The organism is Saccharothrix sp. AJ9571 (assembly GCF_021725495.1).
Classification (GTDB): domain Bacteria; phylum Actinomycetota; class Actinomycetes; order Mycobacteriales; family Pseudonocardiaceae; genus Amycolatopsis; species Amycolatopsis magusensis.
Genome location: NZ_CP091382.1, coordinates 3,809,101 through 3,829,774, shown reverse-complemented (window position 1 = coordinate 3,829,774; position 20,674 = coordinate 3,809,101). Strand labels below are relative to the sequence as shown.

The window sequence follows — 20,674 nt, the reverse complement described above, 5'->3', positions numbered from 1 at the left end:
CGCCGGTAAGAGCACCGATAGTGACACGGGAATGGCACGAAGGCAGTTCGGGATCGAGCAAGATGGGGGAAGGCTCACGCCGGCAGGCGAGGCAGCACCGTGTTCGCCACGTTGCGCATGACCGCACACGGGTCACCACCGCTGTACATCGAAACGAAGATCGACGCGGTTTCCGCCTCGCCCTTAGTCGCGCCCGGCCACGGCTTGAGCGCGACCTGCACCGAGCAGTAGCTGCCGCTGCCCGTCCACACCATGGCCTGGCGCCCGCCCAGCGTCTCCGGCACGTAACCGGCACCGGCGGGTGCCGGCGGGTCGACGGAGAAGTACAGCGACACGTAGTCGTCGCCGGTGCGGCCCCAGCGGCAGCTGTGCTTGGTCAGCGTCCGGCGGGCGGTCTGGGTGGAGCCGAGGTGGGCACCGATCTCGGCATCGGTGACGACCGAGCAGGCGTCGATCGAACCGAGCGAGCCCGCCGGGAAGCTGAGGTGTCCCACGCGCTTTTCCACCACCACGGACGCGGCGTGCTCCAGCGCGTCCTCCAGCAGCGGGCACAGCCGCTCGGGGGCCAGGTCGGTACCGCTGGTGCTGAGACTGTTGATGTTGGCCTGCAGGCTGGATTCGTCGGCGAAGACGAGGTAGCGGTAGCAACTGCCGTCGTACTCACTGGACGGCTTTTCGATGGTGAGCCGGCGCTTGAGCTCCGGCCCGCCGGTGACCTCGGTGGTGGTGGTCGTGTACTCGCTGCGCGCCTGCTCGTCGAGCACCGAGCCGACCGCCAGGTCGGCCTCCTGGCCGTCGACCTTCACCTTGGCGATGCAGTTGTCCAGGGAAACACGCGGTGGGTCCACCACTTCGGCCGTCCGGCCGAGCGCGGCCGCGTCCATCAGCGAGCAGTAGTCGATCGTGGTGTAGTCCCCGAAGGCCGCGGCCGCGGTGAGCGGCGAACGCTCGTCCTCGACCTGTGCCAGCGCCGCCTGATCCGGCGACGGCTTGCCGATTATCGTGCTCCCACAACCGCTGAGCAGCGTAACCAGGACCAGAATTCCGGCCGCCCGACGAGCCCGGTTTCTCCACATGCGCAAAACGCTAGCGCGCCCGGAACCCGTTGACGGACGGCAATTACACCGTTTCGGACACTATTCGCCGAAGTTCGTCTCCACCAGTTCCTTCGCGCGGCGGATGGCCTCGGCGGCTTGGGCACCGCGGGCGTCGAGGTGCAGGGTGTCGCCCTGGCGGGCACCCAGCGACATGAGGCCGAGCACGCTGCGCGCGTCGACCTCGGAGTCGCCCAGGCGCACCCGGACTTCGGCGTCCACGTCGGCCAGCGTGCGCGCGAGCAACGCGGCCGGACGGGCGTGCAGGCCGACGTCGTTGCGCAGGGTCAGCTCCGCGGTCTCCTCCGCCGGGCTCTGGGCGGCTTCCGCCAGATCCGGCGCGGCACCCGCCGACGCGGCGGCATAAACCACCGCTGTCCGGTCGGCACCGCCCTGCGCGGCGACCGCGGCCGCGATCGCGCCTTCCACGAGCGGTGCGTCCGCCACCACCGCGGCGTTCGGGTCGGCGAGCGATTCGGTGGCCAGTTCGGCGGTCATCTGCGCGCTGCCGATGTCGTAGAGCAGCACCACACCGCTGCCCGAATCGGCCCGCTGCACCGCGGCGACCACCGCGTCGTAGTCCGTGCCGAGACCACCCTCGGCCAGCCCACCGGCGGGCACCACGGTCACCTCCGGCGCCATTTCGGCGGCCAGTTCCGCCACCCCCTCGGCCAGCTTGGCGCTGTGCGAGACCAGGACCAGACCCACGCGGCTCATCGAGCGGCCTCCGCGAACGCGCGCAGCAGCAGCGCGGTCGAGCGCGCACCCGGATCGGCGTGGCCGACCGCGCGCTCGCCGAGGTAGGACGCCCGGCCCTTGCGCGGCACCAAGTCCACTGTGGACTCACAACCCCGGTCCGCGGCGTCCGCGGCGGCGATCAAGACGGTGGAGATGTCGGCCCCCTCCTGTTTCGCGGCGTCCTCCGCCGCTTCGAGCGCGGGAGCCAGCGCGTCGACCATGGTCGCGTCGCCGACCTCCGCCTTGCCCCGCGCCTTGACGCCTTCCAGCCCGGCTCGCAGCGCGGCGACCAGCCCCTCCAAGTCCACTTCGGACCGATCACCGAGCGCGGCGGCCGCCCGCAGGAAAGCCGTGCCGTACAGGGGACCGGCCGCTCCCCCGACCTTCGAGATCAGCGTGGTGGCCACGGTCTTCAGCACCGCGCCCGGCGTTTCCGGGGTCGCCGAGTCCAAGGCGGACACCACGGCGGTGAAGCCGCGGTTGAGGTTCTCGCCGTGGTCGGCGTCCCCGATCGCCCGGTCCAGGTCGATCAGCTCGGTCCGGTGCTCGGTCACCACCGCGGCCGCCGCGCGGATCGCGCCGGCGGTCCCGTTCGCGTCGCAGGCCACCTCAGACCCCCCACCGCAGCGCCGGGGTGTTGACCCACGAGTCCCACAGTTCCACGAGTTCGTCGTCCAGTTTCAGCAGCGTCAAACTGATCCCCTGCATTTCCAGGCTGGTGATGTACGGCCCGACCAAGCGTCGTTCCACGGTGATGCCCTGCTCGGCGAGCAGCCGCTCGGCGATGCCGTGCGCCAGGTACAACTCGACCTGCGGGGTGCCGCCCATCGAGTTGGTGAACAGCAGCACCCGGTCGCCGCGTTCGAAGGGCAGGTCCTCGGTGATCGCCGCCAGCATGCGCGCCACCAGCTGATCGGCGGGCTCGGCCGGGATCCGCTCGCGGCCGGGCTCGCCGTGGATGCCGATGCCGAACTCGATTTCGCCGTCCGCCAGGGTGAAGCTCGGCTCACCGGCGTGCGGCACGGTGGGCGGGGTGAGCGCGACGCCGATCGAGCGCACCTGGCCGATCACCCGGCGCGCGACCGCCTCCACGTCGTCGAGCGAGTACCGGCGTTCGGCGGCGGCCCCGGCGATCTTCTCCAGCAGCACGGTGCCGCCCACCCCGCGGCGGCCCGCGGTGAAGGTGGAGTCGGCGACCGCGACGTCGTCGTCGATCACCACGCTGCGCACCTCGGTGCCCTCCGCCCCGGCCAGCTCCGCGGCGGTCTCGAAGTTCAGCACGTCACCGGTGTAGTTCTTGACGATCAGCAGCGCGCCCGCGGCGGAGGTGGTGGCTTCGACGGCGGCCTGCACCGCGTCCGGCGTCGGCGAGGTGAACACCGGGCCCGGCACGGCCGCGTCGAGCATCCCCGGCCCGACGAACCCGCCGTGCAGCGGCTCGTGCCCGGAGCCGCCGCCGGAGATCACCGCCACCTTGCCGTCCACCGGCGCGTCGGACCGGACCACCAGTGCCGGGTCCTCGACCACCCGCAGGATGCCCGAATGCGCCGCGGCCAGGCCTCTCAGTGATTCGACGACCACGTCGGCCGGGTCGTTGATGATCTTCTTCATCGGAGCCTCCCGCGCTGGACAAACCGCTGCGGGACCTTCCTACCTCCCCCGGCCCGCCCGCGCCAAGGAAGACGCGCGTCAGGCCTTGGGGAGCTTGGCGACCACGCTTTTGGCCATCTTGACCGCCTTCTCGCAGGACTTGTCCGATTCCGGCGTGCCGTCACCGCCGTTGTAGTCCACTTCGGCCTGCTCGGCGAGGTCCTGGTTGTACTCGTCCTTGCCGGTCACCAGGTGCTGCCAGGTCACCGTGCACTCCGGCTCGTCGTCGACCCTGGTCTTGGCGAAGCCCTGGACCCCGCCGCCGAGGTCGACCCGGCTGGAGCCGTCCTCCTCGGCCGGGGCGGAGGTGGGCCGGAAGCTGATCATCACCTGCGGCGTGCGCGTGCGGATGGAGCAGCCGTGCAGGCCCACCGGCAACGGGTCGTTCGGCTTGCCGCCGAGCGCCTCGGCCACCACCGCGGTGTCCACGCTCGCGCAGGCGTCCACGCCGACCACCGTGCCGGGCGGCTGGGGGTGCTTCTTCGGATTGCTGTGCAGGTTCTTGACCAGGCGCTGCATCGCGGTGCGCCCGGCCCCGCAGGGGTCACCGCCGACGTAGTCGACCTGCAGCACGATGCCGGACTTCGGTTCCTTCCTGGTCACCGCGGTGACGGTGCAGGTGTCGCCGTCCTTCTTCTCCAGCTGCGGCAGGCCCTCGACGGCGGTCTTCGCGTCTTCGATCGGGCCGATGATGATGCCGCCGATCTCGAGCGAGATCTTGATCTTCTTCTGCCCGGCGTCGGTGACGTCGGCCGCGCAGCGGTCCCAGCCGCTGGGCCGCGGTTCGGCGGGGGTGCCGATACCGCTGAACGTTTCGGCCGAGAGCAGCGCGCACGGCTCGATCAGCCGCAGCGCCTTGGCCGACACGGCCGCGTCGGTGATCTCCCCTGCCGGGGCCGGGCCGGTGCCGCCCGACCCGCCCGGTTCCGGCGGCACCGTGGTGCGCTGGAAGTTCGAGCGGGCCAGGTCGGCACCGCAGCCGGCGACCGAACCGAGCAGGAGAACAGCCGCCGCGGCGGTCACCGCGGCCCGGAAACGCACTGCTGAAGACACGGGGTGCACGGTAGCGGCCCACCGGCCGCCACGCGTGCACAACCTCGTCATTACCTCATTCGGTGGCCGACGGCGGCACCGTCAGCGGCCGCAGCTTCGCCCACAGCACGAAGGCCGCGCTGAAGACCAGCATGGCGATGCCCGCCCACAGGTTGATGTTCAGCCCGTCGGCGCGGTCGAGTTCCTCCTGGGTGGTGAACCCGATGCCCATCACCAGGATGACCAAGCCGTAGACGCCCATCAGCAGGGCGATGATCAGCCGGATGTCGAAGCCGCCGGCGCGGCGCGGGGTGGATTCCGTGCTCATGTCCCGGCCCTCCTAGAAGATGATGTTCAGCAGGATGGTGATCGCCAGCACGATGCCGGCCAGCAGCCCCGGCTTGCGGTACCAGCCGCTGTCCTCGCCGGTGTCCGAGTGCTTCAGCGAGTCCTTCGGCGTCAGCGAGTACACCAGGCCGACCAGCTGCGCCTCGGGCTTGGGCTGGGTGGCGTAGGTGACCGCCACGCTGACCACCACGTCGACCACGAAGGCCGCACCGGCACCGATGAAGCTGGCACCCTGGCCCGGCAGGTCCCAGACCCCGGACTCGGCGAGGATGAACACGCCGATCGCGGCGAGCGTGCCCGACACCAGGCCGGTCCAGCCCGCGGTCGCGGTCATCCGCTTCCAGAACATGCCCAGGATGAACGTGGCGAACAGCGGCGCGTTGAAGAACGAGAACAGCTGCTGCAGGTAGTCCATCAGGTTCGAGTAGCTGGACGCGATGAACGCGGTGCCGATCGCCAGGATGGTGCCACCGGCGGTGACCAGGCGGCCGAAGCTGAGGTAGTAGCCGTCCGGCTTGTCCTTCTTGATGTAGGACTGCCAGATGTCGTAGGTGAACACCGTGTTGAACGAGCTGAGGTTCGCCGCCATGCCTGCCATGAACGAGGCCAGCAGACCGGCGATCGCGATGCCGAGCATGCCGTTGGGCAGCAGGTCGCGCATCAGCAGCAGCAGCGCGTCGTTGTAGTCGACGCCACCGGAGCCCGCCACGTCACCGGCCTTGTAGGCGGCCAGTTCGCTGACCGTGACCGCGGCGATCATGCCGGGGATGATCACGATGAACGGGATCAGCAGCTTCGGGAAGGCACCGATGATCGGCGTGCGGCGCGCGGCCGACATGCTCTTCGAGGCCATCGCGCGCTGGACCTCGACGAAGTTCGTGGTCCAGTAACCGAAGGAGAGCACGAACCCGAGGCCGAAGACCAGGCCGAGCACGGACAGGAAGTTGTTGCCGAACCCGGTCAGCTCGTTGCCCGGCCAGGAGTTCAGCTGCTCACCACCGCCGGGGCTGGCGGTCACCCGGTCCACCAGGCCCTCCCAGCCGCCGATCTTGTAGAGGCCGACGAAGGTGAGCGGCACCAGCGCGGCGACGATCACGAAGAACTGCAGCACCTCGTTGTAGATCGCGGCGGACAGGCCGCCGAGCGCGGTGTAGGCGAGCACGATTACCGCGGCCAGGATCACCGACACCCAGATCGGCCAGCCGAGCAGCACGTTGACCACGGTGGCCAGCAGGAACAGGTTCGCGCCCGCGATCAGGATCTGCGCCACGGCGAAGCTGATGCCGTTGACCAGGTGCGCCGGCTTGCCGAAGCGGCGGAGCATGAACTCCGGCACGCTGCGGACCTTCGAACCGTAGTAGAACGGCATCATCACGATGCCGAGGAACAGCATCGCGGGAACCGCGCCGATCCAGAAGTAGTGCGCGGTCGGCATCCCGTACTGCGCGCCGTTCGCCGACATCCCCATGACCTCGATCGCGCCGAGGTTCGCCGAGATGAAGGCGAGACCGGTCACCCAGGCGGGCAGTGACCGTCCGGAGAGGAAGAAGTCGAGACTGGTCGACACCTGCCTGCGGGCGAGGTAGCCGATACCCAGTACCAGAACGAAGTAGAACGCCAGCAGGACGTAGTCCACCGCGTTCGCGTCCAGCCGCAGGTTCGCCTCAGCGAGCACACCCACCGGCCACCTCCAAGTTCAAACATTATCCAACAAGACCGACCAACGGGCGGACCTTACTGCATCCGGCTGAACCGGTACAGGGGAGGTTTGGCGAAAGTTCCCGCCTTGTGCGCGCAGTTCGGTGACCGGAGTCGCGGTGAGCGTACGACTCCGGAGCGTGCCTCGCAGGTCAGCGAGCGGGAAGTGGGCTCAGAAGAGGCGGAATTCGTCCGAATCGGTGCCGCGCAGCTTGTCGTAGTCGAGCGTGAGGCAGCGGATGCCGCGATCCTCGGCGAGCGTGCGCGCCTGCGGCTTGATCTGCTGCGCGGCGAACACCCCGCGGACCGGTGCGAGCAGCGGGTCCCGGTTGAGCAGTTCGAGGTAGCGGGTCAGCTGCTCGACCCCGTCGATCTCCCCGCGGCGCTTGATCTCCACGGCCACCGAGGCGCCCTCGGCGTCGCGGGCCATGATGTCGACCGGGCCGATCGCGGTCGGGAACTCGCGGCGCACCAGCGAATAGCCCTCGCCGAGGGTGCCGATGTGCTCGGCCAGCAGCTCCTGCAGGTGCGCCTCGACCCCGTCCTTGACCAGGCCGGGCTCGGCGCCGAGCTCGTGCGCGGAGTCGTGCAGGAGCTCGGCGATGCTGATCACCAGCTTCTCGCCTGCCTTGTTCTGCACGGTCCAGATGTCGCGGTCCTCGATGAGCCAGCACGGCGGGCTCATCCAGTTCAGCGGCTTGTAGGCCCGGTCGTCCGAGTGGATCGAGATCGAGCCGTCGGCCTTGATCAGCAGCAGCCGGTTGGCCATCGGCAGGTGGGAGGTGAGGCGGCCGGCGTAGTCGACCTGGCAGCGAGCGATGACAAGACGCACCCGGCGAGGGTAGGGCAACCCGCGGTGGCCTCGATCAGACACCCCGATACTGGACGGGTGATCGAACGCATCAGCTCCCGCGAGGTCTACCGCAACAACTGGATGACCGTGCGCGAGGACGACATCCGCCGCCCCGACGGCAGCACCGGCATCTACGGCGTGGTGGACAAGCCCGAATTCGCACTGGTCATCCCGCTCGACGGCGACCGGCTGCACCTGGTCGGGCAGTTCCGCTACCCGCTCGGCGAGCGGACCTGGGAATTCGTCCAGGGCACCGCGCCGGACCGGGCGGACCTCGACCCGGCCGAACTCGCCGCGCGCGAGCTGCGCGAGGAGACCGGGCTCGAAGCCGGCTCGATGGTCGAACTGGCCCGCCTCTCGCTCGCACCGGGCCTGACCAGCCAGCGCGGCCGGGTCTACCTCGCCACCGACCTGCACGAGGGCCCACCGCACCGGGAACTCGAAGAACAGGACATGCGCACCGAGTGGTTCACCCGCGAGAAGTTCGAGAAAATGATTCTCAGTGGGGAAATAACCGACGCTCCGACAATTGCCGCATACGGATTGCTCCGCCTGCACGAGCAGTGAAGACAATTGATGTCAAGCATTCTGCGATAGCTCACAAAGCCCTTGACCTGCCACTGGGCGGACGATTTCAGCCCTGCTTGAAACATGGGTGCTGAGCAGGGGAAACCGTTTCACAGCAAGGTGAAGTTCGGGTAGGTTGGATCAGGTAAGGCAGCTGCTCGAACATCAGTGCTATTTGCTACCAAGGGACGGGTATGTCTTTGCGCAGTTCTGTCATCGGAATCTCCGCCGCGGTTCTGGCCGCGCTGACGTTGGCACCCGCGGCCTCGGCCGCGCCGGACGGCGAGTTCACCGGCCGCGACCGGGACTTCACCCTCGACACCCACGAAGACCTGCTCACCCGCAAGCCCAACGGGCAGCTGGCCGTGTCCGCGGCGGTCCCCGTGGGTTACGGGTCGTCGACGCCGATCAACAACGGCTGGAACAACGCGCACTGGCTCTCCGCCGGTGACATCTCCGGTGACGGGCACCCCGACGTGCTCGCCGAGGTCAACGGCATCATCACCGCGCACAAGCACTCCGGCGCCTACAGCCCGGCCAACCCGTTCGCCACGCTGAACGGCACCACCCAGTACGGCGGCTGGGGCTGGAACTTCTTCGACCACAAGGCGCTCTACGACGAGGACGGCAACGGCCTCGTCGACGTCACCGCGCGGGAGATCAGCACCGGCAAGATCTTCACCTGGCTCACCGGCATCGAGAACGGCCAGGTCGTGGTCAGCCCGGCGTTCGAGATGGGCACCGGCTGGTCGGGCATCGACCAGTTCGACATCGCCGACCTGAACTTCGACGGCTACAGCGACTGGGTGGTGCGCCAGGGCAGCCAGCTGGTCGCCTACTACGGTGAGCCGGCACCGGCGGCCAAGTCGGCGAGCCCGGCCCCCAAGCGCGCGGTGACCCACGCCGCCGCACCGGGTGCCAAGGCCGCCGCGGCCGCACCGGAGTTCCAGATCCTCAGCGAGGGCTGGGACCTGGCGAACGCCTTCGAAATCAAGGACGTCGACCTCAACGGCAAGCCCGACCTGCTCAGCAGGCTGAGCGCGAACGGGCAGCTGGTGGCGTTCCTGAACACCACCACCGAGGTCGGCGGCTTCACCTGGTACTCCGGCCAGTACCCGCTGGGCACCGCCTGGGCGAACGACAGCTTCCTCACGTAACCCCCGGCTCGTGGGCGCAGCCCCACGGCCAGCCATGATTGCTATGAGTGGGGCATTACTAGCATTCAATGCAAGTAATGCCCCACTCATAGCATTGGACCGGGTCAGTCGGGCCAGGAGGGCCGGCGCTTTTCCAGGAAGGCGGCCACGCCCTCCTTGGCCCCCGGCAGTTGGGACGCGGCGGCCATGACCTCCAGCGCGATCGTGTAGGCGTCGGCTTCCGGGCGGTCGAGTTGCGCGTACAGCGTCTGCTTGCCGAGCGCCTTGCTCGCCCGGCTCCCCCGCGTCGCCCTGGCCAGCAGGTCCGCGACGGCCGCGTCCAGTTCGGCGTCCGGCACCACCCGGTTCACCAGTCCCCAGTCCAGCGCGGTGGCCGCGTCCACCACGTCACCGGTCAGCGCCAGTTCCATCAGCCGCTTGCGCCCGATCGCCCTGGCCACCGGCACCGCCGGGGTGTGGCAGAACCAGCCGCCCTTGCCGCCCGGAAGCGCGAACCCGGCGGACTCCGCGGCGATCGCCAGGTCGCACGAGGCCACCAGCTGGCAGCCCGCCGCCGTCGCCAGGCCGTGCACCCGCGCGATGACCACCTGCGGCACCGACTGGATCGCCTGCATCAGGTCCGTGCACAACCGCAGCAGCTCACGCACCCCGGTCAGGTCGCGCGCGGCCACGTCGGCGAAGTCGTGCCCCGCCGAGAAAACCGGCCCCGCGCCCGCCAGCACGATGCCCGTCGCGTCGGACTCACCGGCTTCGCGGAACGCCGAGAGCAACTCGGCGAGGTGCTCGGCGGACAGCGAATTCCGCCGGGCCGCCCGGTTCATCGTGATGGTGACGGTGTCGCCGTCCTGCTCGCGGATCAGGTGCTGGTACTCGCCCATGTCCCCGACCGTAGGCCCCCGCGCGAACCCCCTCAACCAGCGCCGGGTTGTGGCAGGCTGAGCACGTGCTGCTCGATCTACTCGGGGTCGAAGGCCCCGACGATTCACAGACGCTCCGGACCGCGTGGAGCACCGGTGTCGATCTGCGCACCCCGCTGGGGCACGGCGAGTCCGGCGAGCCGGTGGAGCTCGACCTCGCCGCGCACTGCGTCTGCGTCGGCATGCCGGGCAGCGGGAAGTCCGAGCTGGTGCGGACCGTGGTGACCGGGCTGGCCGTGCGGAACTCCCCCGAGTTCGTGAACTTCCTGCTGGCGGGCACCGCCGACGGGCTGGCGCAGCTGCCGCACGTGGCCACCGTCGCCCGTGACGCCGACCAGCTGACCGACCTGCTCGACGACGAGATCCGCCACCGCATCCGGCTGCGCGAGTCCGGGGACATCGGCAAGGCGCCGGCGCTGGTCGTGGTGGTCGACGAGATCGGCGAGGCGAGCGCCCGCAAACCGCTGCTGGCCGACAGCCTGCTCCGGGCCGCGCAACTCGGCGACGACCTCCGCCTGCACCTGCTGCTGACCGGCCGCACCACGCCCAGCGGCGCGCTGCGCGGGCTCTACGCCTTCGCGCCCTGCCGCATCGCGCTGCCCAGCGCGACCCCGGCCACGGACGGCCAGATCCTCGGTGTGCCGGACGTGGCGCCGCTGCCCGCGTTGCCCGGCAACGGTTACCTCAAAAGCGACTTCACCCGGCCGCCACGGCGGTTCGAGCTGGCCAGGGTGCCCGAAGGCATGCTCGCGCGGCTGGGTGAGCTGATGAGCGTGCTCGGCAATCGAGCCCGGCCGCTGTGGCCACCGCTCGGCACGGTCACCTACGACGTGGTGCGCGAACGCAACGAGGGCGACGGCATCCCGTTCGCCCTGCCCGAGGAGTTCTACTCACCGCTGGAACTGGACTTCGCCGACGAGCCGCACCTGCTGGTCTTCGGTGAGCGGCGCACCGGCCGGACTTCGGTGCTGCGCACGGTGTTGTGCGGCATCCGGGAGCGGTACACCGTGGCGGACGCGGTGGTCATCGTGGCCGATCCACGGCGGCAGTTGCTCGGGCTCGTCGAGCCGGAACGGCTGCTCGCCTACGCGACCAACCCCGCCGAGCTGCGCACCATCGTCAGCGACGCGGTGACCTCCATCCGCAAGCGCCTCGGCCAGGACTGGCACGGCCCGGACCTCTTCTTCGTGGTGGACGACTACGACGCGATCCCGCCGGAAGCCGACGAACTGCAGCCGCTGCTGGAACTGCTTCCCCACGGCCGGCAGATCGGCCTGCGGTTCATCGCCGCGGGCACCGAAGCGATGGCCACCAAGCCGATCGTCGCAGCGCTGGAGGACGCCCCAGCGCTGCGGCTGACCGGCAAGGAGTTACCCGGCACCGCACCCGGCGGACGGCCGGGGCTGCCCGCGGTCGGTTTCGCCGAGTACGGCGGCAAACCGGTACTGGTGCCGTGGCACCAAGAACTAGGAGAGTCCGCGTGACTCCCGGACCACGGTCACGATCTCGTCCATGATCTCGGTCAGTTCGTAGTCCTTGGGCGTGAACACCCTGGCGATCCCGCGCTCGGTGAGCAGCTTCGCGTCGTCGGGCGGGATGATGCCGCCGACGATCACCGGCACGTCACCGGCCCCGGCCGCGCGCAGGCCGTCGACCACCTCCGGCACCACTTCCAGGTGCGAGCCGGAAAGCACCGACAGCCCGATGACGTGCACGCCCTCCTGCACCGCGGCGGCGGTGATCTGCTCGGGTGTGAGCCGGATGCCCTGGTAGATGACCTCGAACCCGGCGTCACGGGCGCGCACGGCGACCTGCTCGGCGCCGTTCGAATGCCCGTCCAGGCCGGGTTTGCCGACCAGGATGCGCAGCCGTTCACCGAGTTCGTCACCGGTTTCCCGGACCCGCCTGCGCACCCGTTCGAGTTGCTCGCCGGAGTCGCCGGAACTGGAGGCCGCGCTCACGCCGGTCGGTGCGCGGTACTCGCCGAACACCTCGCGCAGCGCGCCGGCCCACTCCCCCGTCGTCACCCCGGCCGCCGCGCAGGCGAGCGTGGCGTCGAACAGGTTTTCCGTGGTCTTCGCGACCGCACGCAGGTTCTCCAGTGAGCGCTCGACGGCTTCGCTGTCCCTGGTGGACCGCCATTCCTCCAGCGCGCTGACCGCCTGCTTCTCCACCACCGGGTCGATCGTCTCGATCGCCTTGGCGCCCTCGGCCTGCAACGGGCTCGGCTCGGTGGTGTCGAACTTGTTCACCCCGACCAGCACCTGCTCACCGGTCTCCACCCTGCGCCGGTAGTCGGCGAACGAGGAGACCAGCTGCGACTTCATGTAGCCGCTCTCCACCGCGGCGACCGCACCGCCCATCTCCTGCACGTGCGCGATCTCCTCGCGGGCACCGGCGACGATCTCGTCCACTTTGGACTGGATCACGTGCGAGCCGTCGAAGATGTCCTCGTACTCCAGCAGATCCGTCTCGTAGGCGAGCACCTGCTGCATGCGCAGGGCCCACTGCTGGTCCCACGGCCGCGGCAGGCCGAGCGCCTCGTTCCAGGCGGGCAACTGGATGGCCCGCGCCCTGGCACCGCGCGAAAGCGACACGGCGAGCATCTCCAGCACGATCCGCTGCACGTTGTTCTCCGGCTGCGCCTCGGTCAGCCCGAGCGAGTTGACCTGCACGCCGTAGCGCAGCCGCCGGGCCTTCGGATCCTCGACGCCGTAACGGTCCCTGGTGATCTCGTCCCACAGGGCGGTGAACGCGCGCATCTTCGACATCTCCTCGACGAACCGCACGCCGGCGTTGACGAAGAAGGAGATGCGGGCGACCACCTTGGCCATGTCCGACGGCTCCACCTGGCCGGAGTCGCGGACCGCGTCGAGCACCGCGATCGCCGTGCACAACGCGTAGGCGACCTCCTGCGTCGGCGTCGCCCCGGCTTCCTGGAGGTGGTAGCTGCAGATGTTGATCGGGTTCCAGCGCGGCACGTGGTGCACCGTCCACGCGATCATGTCGGTGATCAGCCGCAGGCTGGGCCCCGGCGGGAAGATGTAGGTGCCGCGGGAGAGGTACTCCTTGATGATGTCGTTCTGCGTGGTGCCGGTGAGCTTCGCCAGCACCTCCTCCACGTCGCGACCTTCGGCCTCGGCCTGCTCCCGCGCGACCGTCACGTACAGCGAAAGCAGCCACATGGCGGGCGCGTTGATGGTCATCGAGGTGTTCGCCTCGGCGAGCGGGATGCCGTCGAACAGCCGCCGCATGTCGCCGATGTGCGCCACCGGCACGCCCACCTTGCCGACCTCGCCCTTGGCGAGTTTGTGGTCGGCGTCGTAGCCGGTCTGCGTGGGCAGGTCGAAGGCGACCGACAGGCCGGTCTGCCCCTTGGCGAGGTTCCGCCGGTACAACTCGTTCGACGCGGCGGCGGAAGAGTGCCCGGCGTAGGTGCGCATCACCCAAGGCCGGTCGCGCTCGCGGTCCGTCGGATAGGGCACGGCTACCTCCCAGAATGGGCGTTTCGGCGAGTGTACTCGCCGGTAACATCATCGGCGGTTCCACTGTGACCGAAAACAGCGAGCGAGACGCCGGGTTCACCCGTTAGCCTCGAAGATCGTGACTTGGAGTGTGTATGGCAGCTACTTGGCCGTGGTGGTGTTGGTCGTGCTGGCCCCCGGGCCGGACACCATGGTGGTGCTGAAGAACTCGCTGGCCGGGGGTTTCCGCGGCGGCCTGGTGGCCAGTTCCGGCATCCTGATCGGCAACCTGCTGCAGGGCAGCGCGGCCGCGCTCGGCCTCGGCGCGGTGATCGCGCACTCGCAGCCCTTGTTCCTCACGCTCAAGTGGCTCGGCGTGGCGTACCTCTGCTACCTCGGCGTCCAAGCTCTGCGTGGTGCTTGGAAGGGCGACTACCAGGCGTTGGACGGCACGAGCGGGGCCCGCGGGTTCCGGCGGTTCCGCGAGGGCTTCCTGTCCAACATCACCAACCCGAAGGTGCTGATCCTGTACCTGTCGGTGCTGCCGCAGTTCCTCGACCCGGCGGTCACCACCACCTGGGACGCGCTGCTGCTCGCCTACACCGTCGGCGTGCTGGGCTTCGCCTGGCTGATGGTGCTGCTGTTCTTCGTGCACCGGGTGCGGGTCTGGCTGCGGCGCCGCCGGGTCCGCCGCACGCTGGACGCGGTCACCGGCGGCGCGCTGCTCGGCTTCGGCGCCCTGCTGGCCGCCGAAGCCTGAGCCCGCTCACAACTTGGTGTAGTCGGTGCTCAACCAGCGCTCGGGCCGCATCCGGATCACCACGGAACCCTCGGCCTGGTAGTTCTCGTCGGTGAACTTGGCGCCCTCTTCCGGCCCGAGGTACCGGATCGCGATCTCCCGCACCACCTCGGGCGACGCGGGCTCGTCGAAGGCGACGACCGGTCCTTCGGCGGAGACGTACCGGTACGGCCAGTCCTCGGTCTGCGCGGTGAGGGTGAACCGCCCGGCCTCCCGGATCAGCCTGCCCTTCACCGAGTCGGTGCTGGTCCACAGCACCACCTCGCCGCCGGGCCGGTAGCCGTACCAGATCGGCACGGCCAGCGGTGCGCGGCCGGGCCGCTCCACCGCCACCACACCGACGTGGACCTCGGCCAGGAAGTTCTGGCGCTCTTCGGCGGACATCGTCAACGACATCGGGTTCCCCTGTTCCCTCGCGGTCACCTGGCGCGGTCGGGGTCCCCGGTGACGCGTTCGATGCGGGCACCCAGCCGGTTCAGATTCTCCACGAAATGCGGGTAACCGCGGTCGATGTGGAAGACATCCCAAACCTCGGTGACGCCGTCGGCGCACAGCCCGGCCAGCACCAGCCCGGCACCGGCGCGGATGTCGGAGGCCCAGACCGGCGCGCTGGACAGCCGCTCGATGCCGCGGACCACGGCGTGGTGGCCGTCGGTACGGGCGTCCGCGGACAGCCGCATCATCTCCTCGATGAAGCGGAAGCGCGCCTCGTAGACGTTCTCGGTGATCATCGAGGTGCCCTCGGAGACCGCCGAAAGCGCCACCGCGAACGGCTGCAGGTCGGTGGCGAAGCCCGGGAAGGGCAGGGTCACCCAGTCCACCGCGGTCGGCCGCTCGGCCTGCACGATCCGGAAACCCTTGCCGTCGAAGGTGGTCACGTCCGCGCCGGCCAGGCGCAGCTTGTCCAGCACCAGGTCGAGGTGGTGTGGGTTGACCCCGCGCACGGTCAGGTCACCGCGGGTCATCGCGGCGGCGAAGGCCCAGGTCGCGCCGACGATCCGGTCGCCGATCACCTGGTGCTGGGTGGGGTGCAGCTGCTCCACGCCGTGCACGGTCAGCGTCGAGGTGCCCGCGCCTTCGATCTTGGCGCCCATCTCGGTGAGCATCTGGCAGATGTCGACCAGCTCCGGCTCGCGTGCGGCGTTGTCGATCACCGTGGTGCCCTCGGCCAGCACGGCCGCCATCAGGATGTTCTCGGTGGCCCCCACGCTGGGGAAGTCCAGCCAGATCTGCGCGCCGTGCAGGCCCTCGGCCTCGGCGACCACGCAGCCGTGCTCGATGGTGCTGGTGGCCCCCAGTTTGCGCAGGCCGTTCTGGTGCATGTCCAGCGGCCGCTGGCCGATCGCGTCGCCACCGGGCAGCGCCACCACGGCCTTGCGCAGCCTGCCGACCAGCGGGCCCAGCACGCAGACCGACGCACGCAGCTTGCCCATCGCGGCCGAATCGGCGCGGTGCGACAGCTCGACGGGGGTGGTGATGCGCACGGTGCCGCCGTCCAGCTCCACCTCGCAGCCGACGCTGCGCAGCACATCCGCCATCAGCGGCACGTCGAGGATCTGCGGGCAGTTGGTGATGGTGGTGGTGCCCTCGGCCAGCAGGGCCGCGGCCATCAGCTTGAGGACGCTGTTCTTCGCCCCCACCACATCGACCTCACCGACCAGCCGGGCGCCGCCATGGACGTCGAAGTGCTCGCTCATGGGCGCCAATAATGCCTGCCGCACCAGGCGGGCCGGTGGACGGGTCCGCCTCCGGACGGGGGCCACGGCGTTCGTGAACGGCTAGCCTCGGCGGTATGCCTGTACGGATCAATCGCGTCTACACCAAGGTCGGCGACAACGGCACCACCGCGCTCGGCGACGGCTCCCGCGTGCCGAAGACCTCCGCGCGCCTGGGCGCCTACGCCGACGTCGACGAGACGAACTCGGTGCTCGGGCTGGCGCTCGCCGTCGGCGGCCTGTCCGACGAGGTCGCCGAGGTGCTGAGGGCGGTGCAGAACGACCTGTTCGACGTGGGGGCGGACCTGTGCGCGCCGGTGGTGGAGGATCCGCCGTACCCGCCGCTGCGGATCACCGAGGCGTACGTGGAGCGGCTGGAGGGGTGGTGCGACCGGTTCAACGAGCGGGTGCCGAAGCTGACCTCGTTCATCCTGCCGGGGGGCACGCCGGGGGCGGCGTTCCTGCACCAGGCGCGGACGGTGGCCCGGCGGGCGGAACGCTCGGGCTGGGCCCTCGTCGAAGCCGAACCGGACGCGACGAACCAGGTAGCCGTCAAATACCTGAACCGCCTCTCCGACCTCCTGTTCATCCTGGCCCGCCTGGCCAACCCGAACGGCGACATCCTCTGGACCCCCGGCGGCGCCTGACCCCCACACTCAGGCATCCGAACCCCACACTCCTGCACCCGAACACCACACTCAGGACGCCGAGCCCCACGCTCCCGCACCCGAGCCCCACAGTCAGGACGCCGAACCCCACATTCAGGCGGCTGAGTTCCACGTTCAGGAAGGCGAACCCCGCATTCGGGCAGCTGAACCCTACGTTCGGGCAGGCTCGCCCGGCCTGAGCCCGCCACCGCGTGCCCGGCCACGACCCACGCGGACGCAGCACCCAAGCTTCACGAATGTGGAGTTCGGCCTCACGAAGGCGGGACTCAGGTACGCGAGCGCAGAACTCAGCAGCGCCAATGAGGAGCTCGGCAGCTTGAACGTGAAGTTCGAGTGCCCGAGCGTGGAACTCGGCCTCGCGAACGTGGAACTCAGCGTTCCGAACGTGGCTCTCGGCTTCCCGAGTGTGGGACTCGGCTGCCTGGATGCGGGGTTCGGCTTGCCTGAACGTCGGATACGCGGGCGCGAATGTGGAACTCGGCTGCCTCAACGTGGAGTTCGGGCCCGAATGTGGAACTCGGGTGCCTGAATGTGGGACTCGGCTGCCCGAGTGTGGAGTTCGGCTGCCTGAACGTGGGACTCGGGTGCCCGAGTGTGGGACTCGGGTGCCTGAGTGTGGGACTCGGGTGCGGGTGGGGTTAGCTCCAGTGGACTCGGCGGCCGGGGGGGGCGGATTCGAGCCAGGAGAGGAAGCCGGTGAGGGCGCCTGGGCCCATGGCGATCTCGATCGGGTGCTGGCCCCCGGATTCGCAGCGGAGCACCTTCGAGCCCGCCGGGACGGCATACGACTCGTAGCCCTCCGGGTCCCGCCGGTCGGCGATCTCCAGGTTCTCCCGCCGGTACACCCGGTCCGGCTTCAACCGCAGGCTCCACACCCGGTACCAGACGAACTCCTCGCCCTCGTACCGGCCGATCCCCAGGTGCCAGCTCTCCCGGCTGTCATCGGGCCGCCAGCGCAGGGCGACGCTCACGCCGCCCCCGCGCCGCATCCGGACCCACCGCATCGCGTACCAGATCGCGACCAGCGGCACGGCCAGCAGGAGCCACAAGACCATCAAACTGACGTCCATGGCCGGCTCCCGCTCGTCGCCTGCTCGCTCAGGCCGTCTGCCCGGCCGCCCGCAGCCTCGCCGCGGCCCTCGCCCGCTCGGCCTCGTCATCGGCCTGCTGGAGCGCGTTCCTGGCTTCGGCCACGTCGATCTCGTCGGCCAGCTCGGCGGACTCGGCGAGGATGATCACCGCTTCCGCGGTCACGGACAGGAAACCGCCGTGGACCGCGGCGACGAAGGTCTCGCCGTCGGTGGTGTTCACCTTGACCACGCCACCCTCGACCAGCTGGCCCAGCACCGGCTCGTGGCCCGGCATGATGCCGATCTCACCCTCGGTGGTCTGGGCGACCACGAAGGTGGCCTCGCCCGACCAGAGGCGACGCTCGACCGCGACAAGCTCAACGGACATCTCAGCCACGTGGCTCTCCTTCACATCGGGCGCGCTTGTACTTGAGTGTAATAGCAGGCTCGCCGCGCGCCGGGCCCACTACCGGACGACGGGGCCGGAGTCCACTGAGGACACCCGGCCCCGCCACCAGGGGAACGCCTACTTCTTGGTGATCTCGCGGTACTTCTTCTCGAGGTCCTCGAGCCCGCCGATCCCCAGGAACGCCTGCTCCGGGTAGCTGTCGAAGTCACCCTTGGCGATCTTGTCGAAGGCCTCGATGGTCTCGGTCAGCGGCACGGTGGAGCCCGGCTGCCCGGTGAACTGCTCGGCGACGAGCATGTTCTGCGACAGGAAGCGCTCGATGCGGCGCGCCCGGTTCACCGTGAGCTTGTCCTCCTCGGACAGCTCGTCCATGCCGAGGATCGCGATGATGTCCTGCAGCTCCTTGTACTTCTGCAGGATCGCGATGACCTCGGAGGCCACCCGGTAGTGCTCCTCGCCGACGATCGCCGGGTCGAGGATGGTCGAGGTCGACGCCAGCGGGTCCACCGCCGGGAAGATGCCCTTCTGGAACACCGCCCGCGAAAGCTCGGTGGTGGCGTCCAGGTGGGCGAAGGTGGTCGCCGGGGCCGGGTCGGTGTAGTCGTCCGCCGGCACGTAGATCGCCTGCATCGAGGTGATCGAGCGACCACGGGTCGAGGTGATCCGCTCCTGCAGCTCACCCATCTCGTCCGCCAGCGTCGGCTGGTAACCCACGGCCGACGGCATCCGGCCCAGCAGGGTCGAAACCTCGGAACCGGCCTGGGTGAACCGGAAGATGTTGTCGATGAACAGCAGCACGTCCTGGTTCTGCACATCGCGGAAGTACTCCGCCATGGTCAGCGCGGACAGGGCGACCCGCATACGGGTGCCCGGCGGCTCGTCCATCTGGCCGAACACGAGAGCGGTGTCGTTGATGACGCCGTCCTCGCTCATCTCCAGGAACAGGTCGTTGCCCTCACGGGTGCGCTCGCCGACCCCGGCGAACACCGAGGTGCCACCGAAGTTGCGGGCGACACGGGTGATCATCTCCTTGATCAGCACCGTCTTGCCCACGCCGGCACCACCGAAGAGGCCGATCTTGCCACCCTGCACGTACGGGGTGAGCAGGTCGACGACCTTGAGGCCGGTCTCCAGCATCTCGGTCTTGCCCTCGAGCTGGTCGAACGCCGGTGGCTTGCGGTGGATGCCCCACCGCTCCAGGTCGGCGCCGTAGCCCGGCTCGTCGAGGCACTCGCCGAGCGCGTTGTAGACGTGGCCCTTGACCTTGTCGCCCACCGGCACGCTGATCGGGCCGCCGGTGTCGGTCACCGGGGCACCGCGCACCAGGCCGTCCTGCGGCTGGAGCGAAATGGTGCGGACGATGTTGTCACCGAGGTGGCTGGCCACCTCGAGGGTCACCGTCTTGCGCAGCTGCTCGAACTCGATCTCGACGGTCAGCGCGTTGAACTGGTCGGGGACGGCGCCGCGGGGGAACTCGACGTCGACGACCGGACCGGTCACCGAGACGATCCTGCCCTTGGCGGCTGCGGATTCAGTCGTAGTCATCAATCATCACTTCCCACTCCGGCGAGCGCGTCAGCGCCCCCGACGATTTCGCTGATCTCCTGGGTGATCTGCGCCTGGCGCGCCTGGTTCGCTTCCCGGGTGAGCGAGTTCACCAGATCGCTTGCGTTGTCCGAGGCCGACTTCATCGCGGTCCGCTTCGCGGCCAGCTCCGAGGCCGCCGACTCCAGCAACGCCGCGTAGATCCGCGTGTTGATGTACTTCGGCAGCAGGGCGGCGAGCAGCCGGTCCGCGCTGGGCTCGAACTCGTAGGAGGACTGCAGGCCGCTGGGGGCCTCCTGCCCTTCCTCGGTGTACTCGACCTCGAGCGGGGCGACCCGCTTGGCGACCGGCTTCTGGGTCAGCATCGAGTGGAACTCGGTGTAGACCACGTGGATCTCGTCCACGCCGAGCACCCCGTCCTCACCCGGGCGGTCGCCTTCGTCGTCCGCCCCGGCCAGGAACGCCTCGACCAGCGTTTCCGCGGCAGGCTTGGCGTTCTCGAAGGCGGGCTGCTGGGAGAACCCGGTCCAGCTGTCGACGACCTCGCGGTCGCGGAAGAGGAAGTATTTCAGTCCCCTGGCACCGATCACGTAGACCTGGGGGGTCTTGCCCTCCGAGCGCAGCAGCGACAGCAGCTCCTCGGCGGCACGCAGCACGTTGGCGTTGTACGCACCGCAGAGGCCCTTGTCACTGGTCACGATCAGCACGGCCGCCCGCCGCGGGTTCTCCCGCTCGACCAACATCGGGTGGTCGAGGTTGGCCGCCCCGCCCGCCAGCGCGGAGAGCACGTTGGTGATCTCCTCCGCGTACGGACGGGCAGCGGCCACCCTGGCCTGCGCCTTGGTGATGCGCGAGGTGGCGATGAGCTCCATCGCCTTGGTGATCTTCCCGATCGACTTGGTCGCGCGGATGCGCGACCGCAGTTCGCGTAGCTGTGCGGCCATGTCGCT

General features: G+C 69.4%; 21 protein-coding genes. 5 read left to right on the top strand and 16 right to left on the bottom strand.

Annotated features, from left to right (window positions below):
* Positions 1-74: 74 nt before the first annotated feature.
* From L3Q67_RS17395 to nucS, 8 genes are all read right to left on the bottom strand, one after another.
* On the bottom strand, positions 75-1,076 hold the full coding sequence (locus L3Q67_RS17395; protein WP_499190489.1) for a DUF3558 domain-containing protein: 1,002 nt from the start codon (positions 1,074-1,076) through the stop codon (positions 75-77).
* A gap of 60 nt (positions 1,077-1,136) precedes the next feature.
* Positions 1,137-1,811: a dihydroxyacetone kinase phosphoryl donor subunit DhaM gene (gene dhaM / locus L3Q67_RS17390; protein WP_499190488.1), complete on the bottom strand. Its 675-nt coding sequence runs from the start codon at positions 1,809-1,811 to the stop codon at positions 1,137-1,139.
* Positions 1,808-2,440 (bottom strand): dihydroxyacetone kinase family protein, encoded by a 633-nt coding sequence (gene dhaL / locus L3Q67_RS17385; protein WP_499190487.1) that lies wholly within the window; start codon positions 2,438-2,440, stop codon positions 1,808-1,810. Before dhaL ends, dhaM begins: the two co-directional genes overlap by 4 nt.
* Position 2,441: 1 nt before the next feature.
* Entirely contained in the window at positions 2,442-3,443 is a 1,002-nt protein-coding gene (gene dhaK, locus L3Q67_RS17380) for a dihydroxyacetone kinase subunit DhaK (protein ID WP_499190486.1), read from the bottom strand.
* Between the two features lie 78 nt (positions 3,444-3,521).
* Positions 3,522-4,535: a DUF3558 domain-containing protein gene (locus L3Q67_RS17375; protein WP_499190485.1), complete on the bottom strand. Its 1,014-nt coding sequence runs from the start codon at positions 4,533-4,535 to the stop codon at positions 3,522-3,524.
* Positions 4,536-4,590: 55 nt separating this feature from the next.
* On the bottom strand, positions 4,591-4,842 hold the full coding sequence (locus L3Q67_RS17370) for a hypothetical protein (protein WP_395904241.1): 252 nt from the start codon (positions 4,840-4,842) through the stop codon (positions 4,591-4,593).
* Between the two features lie 12 nt (positions 4,843-4,854).
* Positions 4,855-6,543, bottom strand: a complete 1,689-nt coding sequence (locus tag L3Q67_RS17365) for a sodium:solute symporter family protein (RefSeq protein ID WP_499190484.1) — start codon at positions 6,541-6,543, stop codon at positions 4,855-4,857.
* A gap of 189 nt (positions 6,544-6,732) precedes the next feature.
* Positions 6,733-7,392, bottom strand: coding sequence for an endonuclease (gene nucS / locus L3Q67_RS17360; protein WP_499190483.1), 660 nt, complete (start codon positions 7,390-7,392; stop codon positions 6,733-6,735).
* 102 nt (positions 7,393-7,494) lie between these two features.
* On the opposite strand from nucS, the gene L3Q67_RS17355 reads away from it, so the two are divergent.
* Together L3Q67_RS17355 and L3Q67_RS17350 are read left to right on the top strand one after the other, a co-directional pair.
* Positions 7,495-7,980, top strand: coding sequence for an NUDIX domain-containing protein (locus tag L3Q67_RS17355; RefSeq protein WP_499191560.1), 486 nt, complete (start codon positions 7,495-7,497; stop codon positions 7,978-7,980).
* Between the two features lie 194 nt (positions 7,981-8,174).
* Positions 8,175-9,137 carry a hypothetical protein gene (locus L3Q67_RS17350; RefSeq protein WP_499190482.1) on the top strand — a complete coding sequence of 321 codons (963 nt, stop codon included), beginning with the start codon at positions 8,175-8,177 and terminating at the stop codon, positions 9,135-9,137.
* Positions 9,138-9,241: 104 nt separating this feature from the next.
* Here the strand turns inward: L3Q67_RS17350 and L3Q67_RS17345 are convergent, their stop codons facing one another.
* Positions 9,242-10,015: a Clp protease/crotonase-like domain-containing protein gene (locus L3Q67_RS17345; RefSeq protein ID WP_499190481.1), complete on the bottom strand. Its 774-nt coding sequence runs from the start codon at positions 10,013-10,015 to the stop codon at positions 9,242-9,244.
* Positions 10,016-10,080: 65 nt separating this feature from the next.
* On the opposite strand from L3Q67_RS17345, the gene L3Q67_RS17340 reads away from it, so the two are divergent.
* Positions 10,081-11,538 carry a type VII secretion protein EccC gene (locus L3Q67_RS17340; RefSeq protein WP_499190480.1) on the top strand — a complete coding sequence of 486 codons (1,458 nt, stop codon included), beginning with the start codon at positions 10,081-10,083 and terminating at the stop codon, positions 11,536-11,538.
* Here L3Q67_RS17340 and L3Q67_RS17335 read toward each other — a convergent pair.
* Positions 11,521-13,539 (bottom strand): protein meaA, encoded by a 2,019-nt coding sequence (locus L3Q67_RS17335; protein ID WP_499190479.1) that lies wholly within the window; start codon positions 13,537-13,539, stop codon positions 11,521-11,523. The genes L3Q67_RS17340 and L3Q67_RS17335 overlap by 18 nt on opposite strands.
* A gap of 118 nt (positions 13,540-13,657) precedes the next feature.
* Here L3Q67_RS17335 and L3Q67_RS17330 point away from each other — a divergent pair, with 118 nt between their 5' ends.
* Positions 13,658-14,278, top strand: coding sequence for a LysE family translocator (locus L3Q67_RS17330; protein WP_499190478.1), 621 nt, complete (start codon positions 13,658-13,660; stop codon positions 14,276-14,278).
* Positions 14,279-14,284: 6 nt separating this feature from the next.
* On the opposite strand, the gene L3Q67_RS17325 is transcribed toward L3Q67_RS17330, so the two are convergent.
* Together L3Q67_RS17325 and murA are read right to left on the bottom strand one after the other, a co-directional pair.
* Complete coding sequence (locus L3Q67_RS17325) at positions 14,285-14,713, bottom strand: pyridoxamine 5'-phosphate oxidase family protein (RefSeq protein ID WP_499190477.1); 429 nt, start codon at positions 14,711-14,713, stop codon at positions 14,285-14,287.
* Between the two features lie 23 nt (positions 14,714-14,736).
* Entirely contained in the window at positions 14,737-16,014 is a 1,278-nt protein-coding gene (gene murA / locus L3Q67_RS17320; RefSeq protein ID WP_499190476.1) for a UDP-N-acetylglucosamine 1-carboxyvinyltransferase, read from the bottom strand.
* 95 nt (positions 16,015-16,109) lie between these two features.
* On the opposite strand from murA, the gene L3Q67_RS17315 reads away from it, so the two are divergent.
* A complete protein-coding gene (locus L3Q67_RS17315; protein ID WP_499190475.1) occupies positions 16,110-16,679 on the top strand; it encodes an ATP:cob(I)alamin adenosyltransferase in 570 nt (189 codons plus the stop codon).
* A 659-nt stretch (positions 16,680-17,338) separates the two neighbouring features.
* On the opposite strand, the gene L3Q67_RS17310 is transcribed toward L3Q67_RS17315, so the two are convergent.
* From L3Q67_RS17310 to L3Q67_RS17295, 4 genes are all read right to left on the bottom strand, one after another.
* Positions 17,339-17,770 carry a DUF2550 domain-containing protein gene (locus L3Q67_RS17310; protein WP_499190474.1) on the bottom strand — a complete coding sequence of 144 codons (432 nt, stop codon included), beginning with the start codon at positions 17,768-17,770 and terminating at the stop codon, positions 17,339-17,341.
* A gap of 28 nt (positions 17,771-17,798) precedes the next feature.
* Complete coding sequence (locus L3Q67_RS17305) at positions 17,799-18,158, bottom strand: F0F1 ATP synthase subunit epsilon (RefSeq protein WP_209670619.1); 360 nt, start codon at positions 18,156-18,158, stop codon at positions 17,799-17,801.
* Between the two features lie 138 nt (positions 18,159-18,296).
* Complete coding sequence (atpD, locus tag L3Q67_RS17300) at positions 18,297-19,724, bottom strand: F0F1 ATP synthase subunit beta (RefSeq protein WP_499190473.1); 1,428 nt, start codon at positions 19,722-19,724, stop codon at positions 18,297-18,299.
* Positions 19,724-20,668, bottom strand: a complete 945-nt coding sequence (locus tag L3Q67_RS17295; RefSeq protein WP_499190472.1) for a F0F1 ATP synthase subunit gamma — start codon at positions 20,666-20,668, stop codon at positions 19,724-19,726. The genes atpD and L3Q67_RS17295 overlap by 1 nt, the downstream gene beginning before the upstream one ends.
* Positions 20,669-20,674 lie beyond the last annotated feature (6 nt).

Excerpts from the sequence above, each read along its gene's own strand:
- L3Q67_RS17395 (WP_499190489.1), bottom strand. The coding sequence starts at position 1,076 with ATGTGGAGAAACCGGGCTCGTCGGGCGGCCGGAATTCTGGTCCTGGTT.
- dhaM (WP_499190488.1), bottom strand. The coding sequence starts at position 1,811 with ATGAGCCGCGTGGGTCTGGTCCTGGTCTCGCACAGCGCCAAGCTGGCC.
- dhaK (WP_499190486.1), bottom strand. The coding sequence starts at position 3,443 with ATGAAGAAGATCATCAACGACCCGGCCGACGTGGTCGTCGAATCACTG.
- L3Q67_RS17370 (WP_395904241.1), bottom strand. The coding sequence starts at position 4,842 with ATGAGCACGGAATCCACCCCGCGCCGCGCCGGCGGCTTCGACATCCGG.
- L3Q67_RS17355 (WP_499191560.1), top strand. The coding sequence starts at position 7,495 with ATGACCGTGCGCGAGGACGACATCCGCCGCCCCGACGGCAGCACCGGC.
- L3Q67_RS17350 (WP_499190482.1), top strand. The coding sequence starts at position 8,175 with ATGTCTTTGCGCAGTTCTGTCATCGGAATCTCCGCCGCGGTTCTGGCC.
- L3Q67_RS17345 (WP_499190481.1), bottom strand. The coding sequence starts at position 10,015 with ATGGGCGAGTACCAGCACCTGATCCGCGAGCAGGACGGCGACACCGTC.
- L3Q67_RS17325 (WP_499190477.1), bottom strand. The coding sequence starts at position 14,713 with ATGTCGTTGACGATGTCCGCCGAAGAGCGCCAGAACTTCCTGGCCGAG.
- murA (WP_499190476.1), bottom strand. The coding sequence starts at position 16,014 with ATGAGCGAGCACTTCGACGTCCATGGCGGCGCCCGGCTGGTCGGTGAG.
- L3Q67_RS17315 (WP_499190475.1), top strand. The coding sequence starts at position 16,110 with ATGCCTGTACGGATCAATCGCGTCTACACCAAGGTCGGCGACAACGGC.
- L3Q67_RS17310 (WP_499190474.1), bottom strand. The coding sequence starts at position 17,770 with ATGGACGTCAGTTTGATGGTCTTGTGGCTCCTGCTGGCCGTGCCGCTG.
- L3Q67_RS17305 (WP_209670619.1), bottom strand. The coding sequence starts at position 18,158 with ATGTCCGTTGAGCTTGTCGCGGTCGAGCGTCGCCTCTGGTCGGGCGAG.
- atpD (WP_499190473.1), bottom strand. The coding sequence starts at position 19,724 with ATGACTACGACTGAATCCGCAGCCGCCAAGGGCAGGATCGTCTCGGTG.
- L3Q67_RS17295 (WP_499190472.1), bottom strand. The coding sequence starts at position 20,668 with ATGGCCGCACAGCTACGCGAACTGCGGTCGCGCATCCGCGCGACCAAG.